Annotated in this window: 17 protein-coding genes; 9 read left to right on the top strand and 8 right to left on the bottom strand. The window is 73.1% G+C overall.

All coding sequences use genetic code 11. The features are described 5' to 3' along the window. Positions 1-15: 15 nt before the first annotated feature. Positions 16-222 (bottom strand): DUF397 domain-containing protein, encoded by a 207-nt coding sequence (locus tag IF45_RS32415; RefSeq protein WP_174905216.1) that lies wholly within the window; start codon positions 220-222, stop codon positions 16-18. A 2-nt stretch (positions 223-224) separates the two neighbouring features. Next, a complete protein-coding gene (locus IF45_RS0117055; RefSeq protein WP_003949913.1) occupies positions 225-1,043 on the bottom strand; it encodes a helix-turn-helix domain-containing protein in 819 nt (272 codons plus the stop codon). 128 nt (positions 1,044-1,171) lie between these two features. On the opposite strand from IF45_RS0117055, the gene IF45_RS0117050 reads away from it, so the two are divergent. The 3 genes from IF45_RS0117050 to IF45_RS33335 all read left to right on the top strand — a co-directional run bounded on the left by IF45_RS0117050 (position 1,172) and on the right by IF45_RS33335 (position 2,097). Further along, positions 1,172-1,381, top strand: coding sequence for a hypothetical protein (locus tag IF45_RS0117050; protein ID WP_030308216.1), 210 nt, complete (start codon positions 1,172-1,174; stop codon positions 1,379-1,381). A gap of 187 nt (positions 1,382-1,568) precedes the next feature. Continuing rightward, positions 1,569-1,982 carry a hypothetical protein gene (locus tag IF45_RS33955; RefSeq protein WP_008414704.1) on the top strand — a complete coding sequence of 138 codons (414 nt, stop codon included), beginning with the start codon at positions 1,569-1,571 and terminating at the stop codon, positions 1,980-1,982. Next, a complete protein-coding gene (locus tag IF45_RS33335; protein ID WP_008414706.1) occupies positions 1,960-2,097 on the top strand; it encodes a hypothetical protein in 138 nt (45 codons plus the stop codon). Before IF45_RS33955 ends, IF45_RS33335 begins: the two co-directional genes overlap by 23 nt. A 24-nt stretch (positions 2,098-2,121) precedes the next feature. Here the strand turns inward: IF45_RS33335 and IF45_RS0117035 are convergent, their stop codons facing one another. Beyond that, positions 2,122-3,519 (bottom strand): NAD(P)/FAD-dependent oxidoreductase, encoded by a 1,398-nt coding sequence (locus IF45_RS0117035; RefSeq protein ID WP_030308214.1) that lies wholly within the window; start codon positions 3,517-3,519, stop codon positions 2,122-2,124. A 202-nt stretch (positions 3,520-3,721) separates the two neighbouring features. On the opposite strand from IF45_RS0117035, the gene IF45_RS0117030 reads away from it, so the two are divergent. Then, positions 3,722-4,633 (top strand): aminoglycoside phosphotransferase family protein, encoded by a 912-nt coding sequence (locus IF45_RS0117030; RefSeq protein WP_030308211.1) that lies wholly within the window; start codon positions 3,722-3,724, stop codon positions 4,631-4,633. Between the two features lie 90 nt (positions 4,634-4,723). Here IF45_RS0117030 and IF45_RS0117025 read toward each other — a convergent pair whose 3' ends face one another. Next, positions 4,724-5,227: a DUF6624 domain-containing protein gene (locus tag IF45_RS0117025; RefSeq protein ID WP_030308209.1), complete on the bottom strand. Its 504-nt coding sequence runs from the start codon at positions 5,225-5,227 to the stop codon at positions 4,724-4,726. A gap of 201 nt (positions 5,228-5,428) precedes the next feature. Here IF45_RS0117025 and IF45_RS0117020 point away from each other — a divergent pair, with 201 nt between their 5' ends. Beyond that, positions 5,429-5,905, top strand: a complete 477-nt coding sequence (locus IF45_RS0117020) for a GNAT family N-acetyltransferase (protein ID WP_018893857.1) — start codon at positions 5,429-5,431, stop codon at positions 5,903-5,905. A gap of 27 nt (positions 5,906-5,932) precedes the next feature. Here IF45_RS0117020 and IF45_RS0117015 read toward each other — a convergent pair whose 3' ends face one another. The 3 genes from IF45_RS0117015 to IF45_RS0117005 form a co-directional block, all read right to left on the bottom strand. Further along, on the bottom strand, positions 5,933-6,973 hold the full coding sequence (locus IF45_RS0117015) for a M14 family zinc carboxypeptidase (RefSeq protein ID WP_003949921.1): 1,041 nt from the start codon (positions 6,971-6,973) through the stop codon (positions 5,933-5,935). Positions 6,974-7,259: 286 nt separating this feature from the next. Beyond that, complete coding sequence (locus IF45_RS0117010) at positions 7,260-7,610, bottom strand: hypothetical protein (RefSeq protein WP_030308207.1); 351 nt, start codon at positions 7,608-7,610, stop codon at positions 7,260-7,262. Positions 7,611-7,714: 104 nt separating this feature from the next. Beyond that, a complete protein-coding gene (locus IF45_RS0117005; protein ID WP_003949923.1) occupies positions 7,715-8,224 on the bottom strand; it encodes a hypothetical protein in 510 nt (169 codons plus the stop codon). Positions 8,225-8,385: 161 nt separating this feature from the next. Here IF45_RS0117005 and IF45_RS0117000 point away from each other — a divergent pair, with 161 nt between their 5' ends. The 4 genes from IF45_RS0117000 (at position 8,386) to IF45_RS0116985 (ending at position 12,435) form a co-directional block, all read left to right on the top strand. Next, positions 8,386-9,513 (top strand): ABC transporter permease, encoded by a 1,128-nt coding sequence (locus IF45_RS0117000; protein WP_003949924.1) that lies wholly within the window; start codon positions 8,386-8,388, stop codon positions 9,511-9,513. Next, on the top strand, positions 9,510-10,226 hold the full coding sequence (locus tag IF45_RS0116995; protein ID WP_030308206.1) for an ABC transporter ATP-binding protein: 717 nt from the start codon (positions 9,510-9,512) through the stop codon (positions 10,224-10,226). Before IF45_RS0117000 ends, IF45_RS0116995 begins: the two co-directional genes overlap by 4 nt. A 63-nt stretch (positions 10,227-10,289) precedes the next feature. Continuing rightward, the gene (locus IF45_RS0116990; RefSeq protein WP_003949926.1) at positions 10,290-10,901 is read left to right on the top strand and encodes a TetR/AcrR family transcriptional regulator; all 612 of its coding nucleotides are present in this window, start codon (positions 10,290-10,292) and stop codon (positions 10,899-10,901) included. A gap of 178 nt (positions 10,902-11,079) precedes the next feature. Next, the gene (locus IF45_RS0116985) at positions 11,080-12,435 is read left to right on the top strand and encodes a M1 family metallopeptidase (RefSeq protein WP_030308204.1); all 1,356 of its coding nucleotides are present in this window, start codon (positions 11,080-11,082) and stop codon (positions 12,433-12,435) included. An 18-nt stretch (positions 12,436-12,453) separates the two neighbouring features. Here the strand turns inward: IF45_RS0116985 and IF45_RS0116980 are convergent, their stop codons facing one another. Further along, on the bottom strand, positions 12,454-13,161 hold the full coding sequence (locus tag IF45_RS0116980) for a TetR/AcrR family transcriptional regulator (RefSeq protein ID WP_015507382.1): 708 nt from the start codon (positions 13,159-13,161) through the stop codon (positions 12,454-12,456). Positions 13,162-13,253 lie beyond the last annotated feature (92 nt).

Raw genomic sequence — 13,253 nt, 5'->3', positions numbered from 1 at the left:
CTTCGTCTTCGGAATTCAGTTCTGCGGTGATGCCGAGCCCACGGCCTCGATGAAGAGAGACCAGGCGGCCGGGCGGACAGCGATCACGGGGCTGCCGGAGAGCTTGCTGTCCCGGACGGGGACGGTGGAGCGCAGGTTCGTGCAGACTTCCACGCAGTTGCCGCCGTTGGTGCTGTAACTGCTCTTCTGCCAATCGCAGTGCAGGTAGCGCGTACCGGTCATCGTCACTTGCGCCCTTCCATGTAGTCGCTGAGCAGGTCGGCTGACTCCTCGGGTGAGAGCGCGACCGCCCTGAGCAGATCATAGGCGTGGGCGCCCTGAGCAACTTCGGCTGCGTCCAGGGCTGTTCGGCCCTGGGAGAAGCCGTCCACGTAGAGCACGTCAGGAGTGTCGTCCTCGAATCCCAGAACCGAGAACGGCCCTGCGAGGCCCGGGTGGGAGGTCACCTTGCGAGGTACCACCTGAATGACGACCCGAGGCTCCTGGCCGGTCTTGAGCATGTGTTCCAGCTGGGCACGCCACACCGCCGCGCCGCCGATGGGACGGTGCAGTGCCTGCTCGTCCAGCACGAACCACATGCGTGGCGGAAGCTCGCGCTCGAACACCTCCTGCCGTGACATCCGGGCGGCGACGAGGTCGTCGAGGTTGTCCGGGCGGACGGCACTCAGCATGGCTCTGGCGTACTCCTCGGTCTGGAGGAGGCCCGGGACGATCTGCGACTCGAAGACCCGCATGGTCGACGCCTCGCGTTCCAGCTCGATGAAGGGCAGGAACCACGACGGGTAGGCGTACTTGATGACCAGGGGATACAGGCGTGAGAAGTGGCCTCCCGTGTCGAGAGCCACGTCGAGATGGTGGGCGAGTTCCTTGGAAGGGACCCGCTGGGCCGCCTCGATCTTGCTGATCATGGACTGGGTGGAGAAGGCCGACTTCGCCAAGTGCGTCTGCGACACTCCGCGCTCCCCGCGCAGGCGCAGCAACTCGGTGCCGAAGAAGGCCAAGAGGGAAGTCGTCGGGTCCGGCGCGTCGTTCTCGGCTGTCACGGGGCCTCCGTTGGTGATGACTGATCGTGAGTCATGAGTCGCTCTCTGTTGAGAGTACGTCTGGTGGCCGAGGCTGTGAGTACATCGGAAAAGAGAGCCCGCAGCACTACGGCGAAGGACCTGTACGTATGAGCCATGACCGTCAAGAACGCCATCTCGTCGGGGCCGACAGCCTGGTGCGGGCACTGGAAGCCCCGCTCTGCCTCCCTTGCCACCACCTCACCCTCGCCGAGGCCGAGGCCAACGCCGAGTTCGACTGGAGCAAGGCCACCGACTGCCGTGTCCTGCTCAAGCGGCACCGGGCGGCGGGGGAGTGCTCGGCCCCTGAGCCGGTGTGATGGCGGCGCCTCCGGGGCGTGGGCGTCCGGTCTGTGGGGCTGACTGTGGCTGTCCGTGTCATGGCCCTGGCTCCGGTCACGGTCCCGGTCCCACCCCCGAACCGGACGAGGATTCCCCCTCGATGCGCGCCCTCCGAGCCCGTATGGCCGAGGAGAACCGCTTACGTCGCTGGCTGCGGGGAACTTCGTGAGCGGCGCCGTCCGGTATCTCGCCGAGGTGTACGGCGGGGACGGTGCGCGGAGCCTGTGGCTCGGGGGCACCGTCGCCCCCACCCGGTGTCTCGCTCTCCGGTGGCTTCGGGGGCAGGCAGTCCGGATCGCCGACGGCCTAGACCCCGGCCCGGACAGGGCGTGGGCACCGCCCGGGACTTTGTGGACGACGCCCCACGCCGGCGCCGATGCCCCGACCCAACTCCGTTACTGGGCAGCAGACATGGGGCTTCAGGAGACGGCCTTCCGATACCTCGCGGACGGAATGCCGTACGGATTCCTCGCCCGCGATGCCTCCGGCTGGTACCGGCTCTACGCCCGCCCCGTGCACGTCCCGAGTGCCCCGACCCCGGCCGAGGAGCCGCACCGTGCAGACCGAACCCGACAATGACCACGCCGAAGACCAGGACAGAGGTGGCCACCACGACGACACGGCCCCTCGCTACGTCCGTTGCCCCATGCTCGCCTGCGGCCGCCTCCACGAGCTGCCCCCGGACTGGGAGTGACGCGGGGCGCCCGTGGCGCGGCCCCTACTCCCGCCCCGAAACCCGGTCCGCCACCCGTGCCATCCAGGCCGTCTCCGCGTCCGGGCGGGCCAGTTCCCGCCGGTCGGCCGAGCGGTAGGCCGCGTACAGGGAGTGGACGCCGAGCCAGCGCAGAGGCTCGGGTTCCCATTTGCGGACGCGGTGGTTGACCCAGGGGAGGGTGGTCAGGTCGGTGGCGGTGCCCTGGCCGGCGTCCTGCTGGACGAGGTCGCGGAGGGTGCGGGCGGCGAGGTTGGCGGTGGCGACGCCGGAGCCGACGTAGCCGCCGGCCCAGCCGAGGCCGGTGGAGCGGTCCAGGGTGACGGTGGCGCACCAGTCGCGGGGGACGCCGAGGACGCCGGACCAGGTGTGGGCGATCCCGGTGCCCTCCAGGACGGGGAAGAGGCGGACCAGCAGTTCGCGCAGGGCCTCGACGGTGGCGGGCCGGGTGCGCCCGGCGGTGTCGGTGCGGGAGCCGTAGCGGTACGGGACGCCCCGGCCGCCGAGGGCGATGCGGTCGTCCGGGGTGCGCTGGGCGTACAGGTAGGCGTGGGCCATGTCGCCCAGCGTCTCGCGGCCCTCCCAGCCGATCTCCTCCCAGACCTCGGCGGGCAGCGGCGGGGTGGCGACGAGCGAGGAGTTCATCGGCAGCCAGGTGCGGCGCTCGCCCTTGAGGGAGGCGGTGAACCCCTCGGTGCAGCGCAGGATGTAGGGGGCGCGGACCGTGCCGTACGGGGTGACCGCGTGCTTGGGGCGGATCTCGGTGACGGGGGTCGCCTCGTGGATGACCACGCCCAGCGCCTCGACGGCCGCCGCCAGGCCCCGGACGAGCTTGACCGGGTGGATGCGGGCGCCGTGCGGCGTCCAGGTGGAGCCGACGGCGCCCGCGACGCGTATCCGGCGGGCGGTCTCGGCGGCGCCGTACAGCTCGCGGTCGCTCTCGCCGTACCCCAGCTCCGCCTCGTGGAAGGACTTCAGCCGCCTCAACTGGGCCGGCGTGTACGCCACTTCGAGGACGCCGCCCTGGTGGATGTCCGCGTCCACGCCCTCCTCGGCGGCGACCTTCACCACCTCGTCCACGGTCGCGTTCATCGCCCGCTGGAGCCGGATCGCGGCCTCCTTGCCGTGCTGCCGCGCGTACCGCTCGCGCCCGGCGATGCCGTTGTACAGCCAGCCGCCGTTGCGCCCCGAGGCGCCGAAGCCGCAGAACCGCTGCTCCAGCACGGTGATCCGCAGGTACGGCGCGGCCTTCTTCAGGTAGTACGCCGTCCACAGCCCGGTGTAGCCGCCGCCGACCACGCACACGTCGGCGGTCGTGTCGCCGGGCAGCGGCTCGCGGGGGTCGGCGGAGCCCTGGTCGGCGGGCCAGAAGGAGATCCCGCCGTTGACGGTCACTGTGCTCATGTGTGTCGTGTCCCGGGTCTGGTCGGCGCCGAGGCGGCGCGGTCGGCTGGACAGGACGGTACTGCGCGGGCCGACGGCGCGGGAGAGGGGCCCGGGGCCGGGGCGAATTCCCGCGCCCCGGGGCCGTCCGGCTCGTACGATGCCCCGCGTGACCCACCCCGGCGCCCTCCCGCACCCGTACGGACCTCCCGCCTGGCCGGGGTTGACCGTGCCCGCCGAACTGGCCGTCAGCCAGGCGCGGTTCAACGGCGCACGCGGCCAGGCGTTCATCGCCGGACTGCCGGAGCGGGCCGCCCACTACCGCGACGCCTGGGGCCTGCGCCCCGACGGCCCGGCGATGCACGGCATGGCCTCGCTCGTCCTCCCCGTCCGGCTGCCCGCCCACGGCGACACCCCGGCCGTCCTCAAGCTCCAGCTGCTGGACGAGGAGAGCGCGGGCGAGGGGGCGGCGCTGCGGGCCTGGGACGGTGACGGGGCCGCCCGCCTCCTCGCCGAGGACCCGGCCACCGGCACCCTGCTCGTCGAACGGCTCGACCAGGCACGGCCGTTGGAGGCGCTGGCCGACACCGACGAGGCCGTCACCGTGCTCGGCACCCTCCTCGCCCGGCTCGCCGCCCGCCCCGCCCCGCCGGGCCTGCGGAGCCTCGCCGACATCGCGGACCGGCTGGTCCGGCAGGCGCCGCGCGCCGCCGCCTCGCTCAGCGACCCCTTCGAGCGGGCCCTGCTCACCGACGTCGCCGCCGCCGTCCGCGAGGTCCTGCCCGAACCGGGCGACCGCCTCCTCCACTGGGACCTGCACTACGGCAACGTGCTCGCCCCGCACCCCGGCACCGAGGCCGCCACCCGTGGCCCCTGGCTCGCCATCGACCCCAAACCGCTCGCGGGCGACCCGGGCTTCGACCTGGCCCCCGCCCTCTACAACCGCTTCGACCCCGGCGCCGTCCGCCGCCGCTTCGACGCCCTCACCGCGCTGGCCGGGCTCGACCGGGCCCGCGCCGCCCGCTGGACCCTGGCCCGCGTCCTCCAGGAGACCCGGTGGAACGTCCTCGACGGCGCCCACCGCCTCCAGCCCGACCAGGCCCACATCGCCCGCGTCCTGCTGGGCCGCGCGTGAGCGGCCACGGCCAGGGCCTGTCCGGCGGATCATCGCCCGTGGCAGGTGAGTCCGGGCAGTGAGCCACCGGAAGCGACCGGGAAGGGGGCGTCAGGCCAGGGAGAACTGGGCGACGTACTCGTCGAAGGGCTCGATGCCGACTTCCGCACGACGTTCGTCCATGCGCTCGGGGTCTTCACAGGGCCACGGAACCGGCGCGCCGTCCTTCACGCCGGCGATCTGAGTTCCGTAGACCTGCTCGCGGCCCTCGTTGACCAGCGTGCGGTCGTGCAGGAAGGCCAGCTCGCGCGGGCCGGCCGAGCCTGCCGACACCGCCTGCCGCATCAGCCGGAGGGCGCGACGCTGTACGTCGAGCTGCCGGTCGGCGTGCTGGGCGATGAGCCATGCCGCGCGTGCGGCCTCCTCGCCGACCAGTTCCGCCGTCGGCCAGCCGTACTCGTCCATGATCTCGTTGAGCCGGTCACCGTGCCGGGCGGTCAGCCGCCGCCAGGCCAGTTGCTCGGCGGGCTCGTCGCTGTTCGCGTGGACTGCCGACCGGTGATCGGCCGCAGCCATGTCCGTGAGCTCCGCTGTCAGCGCGGCAACGTCGTGCATCACTCTCAACTCCCCGGTGCGATACGTGCCTTGTGTCCGCCCGTAAGACTAGAGGTGCGAATCGGAGGTAAAGATCATTCCGGGGAACGGTGACAGGCGCCGCACCGCACCGGTGGCTGCCCCGACGCCCGCCGCGCTGAACTGACGTGGGTAGGTGCGGAGAAGTCACACGATCCGCCGGACAGGCCCTAGCCTTCGCCCATGATTCGTACCGCTCGCCCCGCCGACGTACCGGCCGTCCACGCGATGATCCGCGACCTCGCCTCGTACGAGAAAGCTCTCGACGAGGTGCACCTCACCGAGGAGCAGCTGCGCACCGCGCTCTTCGGGCCGCACCCGGCCGCCTTCGCGCATCTCGCCGAGGACGACACCACCGGCGAGCCCGTCGGCTTCGCCCTCTGGTTCCTCAACTTCTCGACCTGGCGCGGCGTCCACGGCATCTACCTGGAGGACCTCTACGTCCGCCCGGAGGCGCGCGGCGGCGGCCACGGCAAGGCGCTCCTGCGCGAACTGGCGCGCACCTGCGTCGAGCGGGGCTACCAGCGCCTGGAGTGGTCGGTCCTCAACTGGAACGAGCCCTCGATCCGCTTCTACGAGTCGCTGGGCGCGCGCCCGCAGGACGAGTGGACGGTGTACCGGCTGACGGACGGCGCCCTCGCCGGGCTGGGCGCCCGGTAAGGCGCCGTCCGCCGGACCCGGCCGGGATCAGCAGGGCGGGTCGACCTTGGCGCCGCGCTCCGGGAGCAGGTCGGCGCGGGCCGGGTCGACGGTGGCGAAGGAGCCGTCCGCCAGCGAACCGGCGATGGACTCCATGGCCGTCTGGGCCTCGCGGATCAGCGGGCCCGCGCCCTTCTGGCCGGCCTCCTGCTGGCCGCGCTGCTCCAGGAGGAGCGTCGGATAGCCGTCCAGGCCCAGGCCGTTGCGGGCGGTGGAGGCGGTGTCGCTGCGCGGGTAGAGGGTGAGGTTGGAGCGGGGGTTGTCCGCGAGGGCGTCGCCCACGACGGCGGCGGCCCGCTTCCCGTCGGCCGCCACCTCGGGGGCCACGTCCGGGTGGGTCGACCAGAGCACGGACATCGTCACCATGCGGCCGTCGGGCGTCGCGTAGGTGACCTGGTGGTGGTAGTCGAGGACCAGGTCGGGGTCGAACCCGTCGACCACGCCGTGCACGGCCGCCGCCTCCGGGGCGAGGGCCATGTCGTACTCCGGGGACGGGCCGAACATGCGGTTCAGGTCGACCTTGTGGGAGTTGAGGCGCGGATCGGTCCCCTCGCGGAAGTCGGGGTCGTGATACCGCTCCCAGCCGTCCGGGTTGACGCGCGGCACCACCTTGACGGTGACCTCCTCGCGCAGCTCACGGGCGGCCCGGCCCGGTCCGGCCACCTTCTTCAGCATCCGCAGGGCCGCCTCGGTGCCGAGCGGCTCGTCCCCGTGCATCTGGGTCAGGATCAGCAGCTTGCGCGGGCCGGTGCCGGCCGTCGCCGTGTACAGGGGCCGCCCGTCGACCGAGCGGCCTACCGTCTCCACGTCGAGCGTGCGGGGGTGGCGCTTGGCCAGCGTGCGCAGTTCCGCGCTCAGTTCGGCGTTGCTGGTCAGCCGGTTCAGCTTCACCGGCTCGCCCTCGCAGACCCAGGGGCCGGGCTTCGGCGGGGGCGGGGGAGCGGCGGCGGCGGGGGTCGCGGCGAGCGGCGAGGCCAGCAGGGCGGCGGCGATCACGAGGGCGGCGGAACGGCGTCTGCTCACGGTCATCTCCTGAGTGGGGCACGGAGGCGGCGTACGGGCGGGGCCCGGCCGTCATCGGGCCGGGCCCCACTGAACCGGAACCGTTCCATCCACCCGTCGGCCCGTCAATGGCCGTGAGCGGGGCGTTCCTTGGGCGATTTCGCCAGGAAACAGGGCGAAGGCCGGTCCACCCACCTGCTCGGGCGGACCGGCCTCTCCCCAGGCGCGGCATCGACTCCGCGCTGAGCGCAGCCTGCAACCTCAAGCCGGGTCGAGGTCAAGGACCGGGGCGAACGCGGGCCGGGGTACGGCCTCACACCGCGGCGTCGGCGCGGTCCGCGTGGTCCACGGCTCCGGCGGCGGCCACCGCGGCCCGGTGGCGGAGCAGGGCGTGGAAGGACCAGGCGGCGTGGGCCGGCCACAGCACGGCGCCGACCGCGTTGGTGACCAGCAGGAAGAGATCCGCGCCCCAGGAGCCGGTGACGAGCGCCGTGATCACCACGGCCCAGGTCAGCACGGCCAGTGTCAGCGAGAACCAGCGGCCCCAGCGCAGTACGCGGACCGTGGACGGGGAGAGCGGGTACTTGGTGTTGCCCCGGCGCGGCGGCCGGGCCCGGTGCGGGGTCATCCGGGTCGTGCCGGGTGCGGCGTGCGAGTGGTTCACGGTGCCATTCCCTCCGTCGGCCTCGGACGTGTCCGGGGGAGTGTGAAGAGACTCCCTGGCTGGACGCGTACCCGCCGGCGGCCCGGTCAGGCCCCGGTCGGCCCTCAGCGGGGCGCGGGCAGGCGGGGGAAACGGGCCTGCAGGTCCCAGACCACCGGGTTGTCCGCCAGGGAGTCGTGCAGGTCGCAGAGGTCGGCGACGACGTCGTGCAGGAAGTCGCGGGCCTCCCGGCGCAGCTCGGTGTGGGAGAAGGTCAGCGGCGGCTCGTCGGCCTTCATCCAGTCGGCCTCGATGTCGACCCAGCCGAACCGCCGGGTGAAGAGCATCCGGTCACTCGACTCGGTGAAGTCCAGCTCCGCGTACTGCGGCCGCGAGGCCCGGCTGCCCCGGGGATCCTGGTCGACCTGCTCGACGATGTCGCAGAGCGCCCACGCGAAGTCCAGCACCGGCACCCATCCCCAGGCTGTGGACAACTCCCGGTCGGCCTTGGTGTCCGCCAGATACACATCCCCGCAGAACAGATCGTGCCGCAGGGCATGCCGGTCGACCCGGGCGTAGTCCAGGTCGGAGGGGTCGGGGAAGCGGGCGGAGAGGGCGTAGCCGATGTCGAGCACACGTCCATTGTCCGGCACCCGGAGGGCTGGGGAGGCCACATGCCGACAGGGCTGTCGTTAAGTTCGCCTATGATGCCGACACTGGAGTCGTCAAGTTCAGGCAAAGCCCTGGGGGCTCCCGTCGTCATGCCTGACCGTCCTCACCCCTCCCCGGAGATCCTGTGTTCCTCGCCCTACGCGACCTGCGCTTCGCCCGCGGGCGCTTCGCCCTGATGGGCGCGGTGGTCGCCCTCATCGCCGTGCTCGGCGTCCTGCTGTCCGGACTCGCCTCCGGCCTGGCGGACGCCGGCATATCCGGTCTGCGCGCCCTGCCCGTGACCCACCTGGCCTTCGACGAGAAGGCGACCAGTGAGCAGTTCTCCCGCTCCACCGTGGAACAGGAGGACTGGGAGACATGGTCCGAGGTGCAGGGGGTCGAGCGGGCCGAGCCGTTCGGGAACACCCTGGCCAACGCGCAGGTGACGCAGGGCGCCGAGAAGGGCGAGCAGGTCAACCTCGCCGTCTTCGGCGTGGAACCGGGGTCCCCCATGGCACCCAGCCCCAGCAGTGGTGAGGGTCTCGCCGACGGCGGCGCCGGCATCGTGATCACCCAGGAGATCGCCGATCTGGGTGTGAGCGTCGGGGACGAACTGACCGCGGACAAGAGCGAGGTGCGGCTGAAGGTGGTCGGCCTGGTCGACGAGACGATCTCCTACGGCCACATCGGCGTCGCGTACGCCGACCTCGACACCTGGCGGCACCTGCACTACGGCCTGCCGGGCGACCTGCCCGAGGCCGCGAAGCGCCAGGCCACGGCCGTCGCCCTGACGTTGGAGCCGGGCGCGGACGTCGCCGCTGCGGAGAAGGCGACCGCCACCCGCGCCGACACCAAGGAGACCTCGTTCGGCGCGTCCCCCGGCTACACGGCCGAGTCGAGCACCATGGCCCTGATCAAGGGCTTCCTCTACGCCATCTCCGCCCTGGTCGTAGGTGCGTTCTTCACCGTCTGGACGGTGCAGCGCAAAGCCGAGATCGCCCTGCTGAAGGCGCTCGGCGCCCCCACCGGATACATCCTGCGCGACGCACTGGCCCAGGTCGTCGCCGTGCTCGTCGGCGCGACGGCCCTCGGCACCGCCGTCGGGCTGGCCCTGGGCAGCGCGATGATCGGCAAGGCCCCCTTCTCCCTCTCCGCCCCGGCCATCGCCACCTCCTCCGGCCTCCTCATCGGCCTGGGCACCGTCGGCGCCGTCGTCGCCGTCCGCCGCATCACCGCCGTAGACCCTCTGACCGCGCTGGGAGCCAGCCGATGACCACGACCTCCACCGACCACCGGGCCGACCAGGACGCCGCCGGAAGCGGCGGCCTGAGGCTGCTCGACGTCACCCTCACCCTGGGGGACGGGGACACCGCCGTCACCGCTCTCGACCACGTCGACCTGAGCGTCGCTCCTGGCGAGTTCGTGGCCGTCGTCGGCCCCTCCGGGTCCGGCAAGTCCAGCCTCCTGGCCGTCGCCGGCGGCCTTCAGCGGCCGACCGCGGGCACCGTGCACGTCGCCGGCGCCGAGCTGACGGCCCTGCGGGACAAGGAACGTACCGCCACCCGCCGCCGCCACGTCGGCTTCGTCTTCCAGCAGTCCAACCTGCTGGCCTCCCTCACCGTCAGGGAACAGCTCCTGCTGCCCCTGCACATCGACGGCCGCCTCGACAACGCGGCCCGGGCCCGCGCCGGCGAACTCATCGAGGCGGTCGGGCTCGCGCACCGTGCCGGCTCCCGCCCGCACCAGTTGTCGGGAGGGGAACGCCAGCGGGCAGGGCTGGCACGCGCGCTGATGACCTCCCCCGCCGTGCTGCTGGTGGACGAGCCCACCTCCGCACTGGACCGGGTACGGTCGGCCGAGGCGGTACGGCTGATTGCCGAGCAGACCCGTGAACACCGGACCGCCACGGTCATGGTCACCCACGACACGGCGATAATGGACGCTGCCGACCGGGTCCACGAGATGGTCGACGGCCGCCTCTCCTGAGGGTGGCCGCAGGCGGGTCTCGCTCCTGGACCCGCCCCCGCCCTCCCCAGGAGTCCGCCCCGCATGCCGAAGATCAACGCCTCCACCGTCGCCGAACACCGCGCCCGGCAGCGCGAGGCGCTGGTCGGGGCGGCGATCGACATCCTGGTCACCGAAGGCGCCGCCGCCGTCACACCGGCGGCGGTCGGCGCCCGCGCGGGCCTGGCCCGCTCCAGCGTCTACCAGTACTTCGACTCCTCGGCGGCTCTCCTGGCCACCATCACGGAGGAAGCCTTCCGGCGCTCCAACCAGGCACTCACCGAGGCGATGGCCGCTGCTGACGGTCCGCTGGAACGCGTCGAGGCGTTCTTCGGCGAGAGCCTCCGGCTCGGTGCCGAAGGAGCGCACCGCCCCGCCGCCGCGCTGATGGGCGCCGGCCTCCCTTCCGCCTGCCAGCAGCGGCTGATGGAGCTCCACCTGGAACAGGTGGAACCCTTCCGCGCCGCCGTCCGGGAGCTCGACGTACCCGAGCCCGCACTCACGGCGGACCTGATCGCCGGAATGCTCCACACGGCTCTCGCCGCCGTCGAGAACGGCGCCGCGCTCGAAACGGTCACCCGGCGCACCCTCGCACTGGTGCGCCGCTGCCTCACCCGCTCCGGGGGGACGGGCCGCGCGGCGGACGCGGGGCGCTGACCTCGCGGTCGCGTGTCCCGCGAGCCCGCCGCACACGCCGATCCCCGGACCCCCGTCCCCGCCCGACCGCCCGCCTAAGATCACCCCCGTGCCTCCCCCACGCCGCCCCCGCCCCCTCCGTACCGCCGTTGCCGCCCTCGCCGTGCTGATCCCGGTCGCCGGGTGCGGGAGCGGGGGAGTGCACGGGACGCCGGGGGCGGCCGGGGTGCTCGACCCGCTCTTTCCCCGGCTGGGCAACGGCGGGTACGACGTACGCCACTACGACCTCGCGCTCGACTGGGCCCCGGCCACGTCCGGGGAGCGGGCCGAGCAGCCCCTGCGCGGGACGGCGCGGATCACCTCGTGGGCCACGCAGAACCTCAGCGCCTTCAACCTCGACCTGAAGGGGCTGGAGGTCACCTCCGTCACCGTCGACGGGCGGCCGGCCCGCTACGGCCAGGCCGGGACCGAGCTGACCGTCCGGCCCGAGAAGGAACTGGACAAGGGGTCGACCTTCCGGACCACCGTCGAGTACGCGGGCCGCCCCGGCCCCCTGGAGGACGCCGACGGCAGCGAGGAGGGGTGGCTGACCGGGAAGGCCGGGACGGTGGCGCTCGGCGAGCCGTCCGGGGCGATGACCTGGTTCCCCGGCAACCACCACCCCCTCGACAAGGCCACGTACACCCTCCGCGCCACCGTCCCGAAGGGGCAGCGGGCTGTCTCCAACGGCGAACCCGAGACGCTGAAGCCGAAGCCCGCCCGCGACGGCCGCACCACCTGGACCTGGAACTCCCGCCGCCCGATGGCGAGTTTCCTCACCACCCTCGCCATCGGCCGCTACGAACTGAGCACCGGCCGCGCCTCCTCCGACCTCCCGCTCGTCAACGCGGTCGCCCCCTGCGAGGACGCCGAGGTGCTGGAGCGGCTGCCGGAGGTGCTCGACTGGTCGGTGGAGCGGTTCGGCGCGTACCCGTTCGACTCCTACGGCGCCCTCGTCCTCGACCCGGGCACCGCCGGCTACGCGCTGGAGACCCAGACCCGGCCCGTCTACCCGGGCGCCCCCGGCGTCGGCCTGGTCGTCCACGAGACCGCCCACCAGTGGTTCGGCAACTCCGTCACGCCCCGGACCTGGCAGGACATCTGGCTCAGCGAGGGCTTCGCCACCTACGCCGAATGGCTCTGGGAGGAGGACCACGACGGGCCCACCGCCCAGTCCACCTTCGACCGCCTCTACGCCACCTCCGAGGACGCGGACCTCTGGGCCTTCCCCCCGGCCGACCCGCCCGGCCCCGACGACCTCTTCTCCGACCCCGTCTACCAGCGCGGCGCCATGACCCTCCACCAGGTCCGCCGCCTCCTCGGCGAGGACCGCTTCGCCCGCCTCCTGACCGGCTGGCCGAAGAAGCACGCGTACGGCCACGCCCGCACCGCCGACTTCACCGCCTACGCCGAGTCCCTCGCCCCCGACACCGCGACCCGCGAGGCCCTGACCCGCACCTGGTCCGCGTGGCTGCGCGCCGAGGGCAAGCCGGACAGCGCGCGGCCGGGTCGCTGACGGGCCCCGGCGCCCCGGTCAGGGCAGCCGGAAGGCGTCGGCCAGCAGGTTCATCTGGAGCGGGAGCAGCGTGGCGGGCCGCTGGCCCATGCCGGTGAACTGGCCCGCCGCCTCCAGGCCGACGACGCCGTGCGTCTGCGGCCAGGCCGTCACGGCGCCGGTGAGCGCCACGGCCGCGCCGGGCGCGTCCGCGGCGAGCCCCGTCCACCGTTCGACCCAGGCGGCGACCGCGGCGTCCTCGCGCAGCCACGCCGCCGACTCGGCCACCAGTGGCTCCAGCGCGGGCGTGGGCCGCCCCTCGGCGAAGACGGTGAGGAAGGGGCCGAGCACCGCGCGGGCCCGCTCCACCGTCTCGGCCGGTGCCTCGAAGCCGGGCACGGGGGTGCCCTGGATCAGCAGGTACAGGTGCGGCTGGGCCAGCGCCCACGCGCGGTAGGCGGCGGCCAGCGCCTGGAGGGAGGCGCGTCCCCCGCCGCCCAGGTCGACAGCGCGCACGGCGTCCGCGAGCGCCTGGTAGGCGTCGGTGACCAGCTCCGCCAGCAGTTCGTCCCGGCTGCCGAAGTACCGGTAGAGGGCGGGCCCGGAGAGGCCGATCTCCTTGGCGATCCGCAGCAGCGCCACGTTCTCGACGCCGCCCTCGGCGAGCCGCCGCACCGCGCTCCGCTTGATCTCGCCGCGCGTCTGCTCGCGGTACCGCTCGCGCGGGGTGCGGGCTCGGTCTGCCATGCGTGGCCTCCTTCTGGCTTCTGGCCGTGGCGCACACATTAGGGCCTCGCACTTGCGAGGGGGCGCCTGACTTCGCGACTGCCAATCACTTC

The organism is Streptomyces albidoflavus, from assembly GCF_000719955.1.
Lineage (GTDB): Bacteria > Actinomycetota > Actinomycetes > Streptomycetales > Streptomycetaceae > Streptomyces > Streptomyces albidoflavus.
The sequence above is the reverse complement of the archived record's forward strand: the minus strand, read 5'-3'. Positions and strand labels throughout refer to the sequence as shown.

Excerpts from the sequence above, each read along its gene's own strand:
- IF45_RS32415 (WP_174905216.1), bottom strand. The coding sequence starts at position 222 with ATGACCGGTACGCGCTACCTGCACTGCGATTGGCAGAAGAGCAGTTAC.
- IF45_RS0117015 (WP_003949921.1), bottom strand. The coding sequence starts at position 6,973 with ATGACCGTGAGCAGACGCCGTTCCGCCGCCCTCGTGATCGCCGCCGCC.
- IF45_RS0116995 (WP_030308206.1), top strand. The coding sequence starts at position 9,510 with ATGACCACGACCTCCACCGACCACCGGGCCGACCAGGACGCCGCCGGA.
- IF45_RS0117035 (WP_030308214.1), bottom strand. The coding sequence starts at position 3,519 with ATGAGCACAGTGACCGTCAACGGCGGGATCTCCTTCTGGCCCGCCGAC.
- IF45_RS0117025 (WP_030308209.1), bottom strand. The coding sequence starts at position 5,227 with ATGCACGACGTTGCCGCGCTGACAGCGGAGCTCACGGACATGGCTGCG.
- IF45_RS0117020 (WP_018893857.1), top strand. The coding sequence starts at position 5,429 with ATGATTCGTACCGCTCGCCCCGCCGACGTACCGGCCGTCCACGCGATG.
- IF45_RS0117050 (WP_030308216.1), top strand. The coding sequence starts at position 1,172 with ATGAGCCATGACCGTCAAGAACGCCATCTCGTCGGGGCCGACAGCCTG.
- IF45_RS0116980 (WP_015507382.1), bottom strand. The coding sequence starts at position 13,161 with ATGGCAGACCGAGCCCGCACCCCGCGCGAGCGGTACCGCGAGCAGACG.
- IF45_RS0116990 (WP_003949926.1), top strand. The coding sequence starts at position 10,290 with ATGCCGAAGATCAACGCCTCCACCGTCGCCGAACACCGCGCCCGGCAG.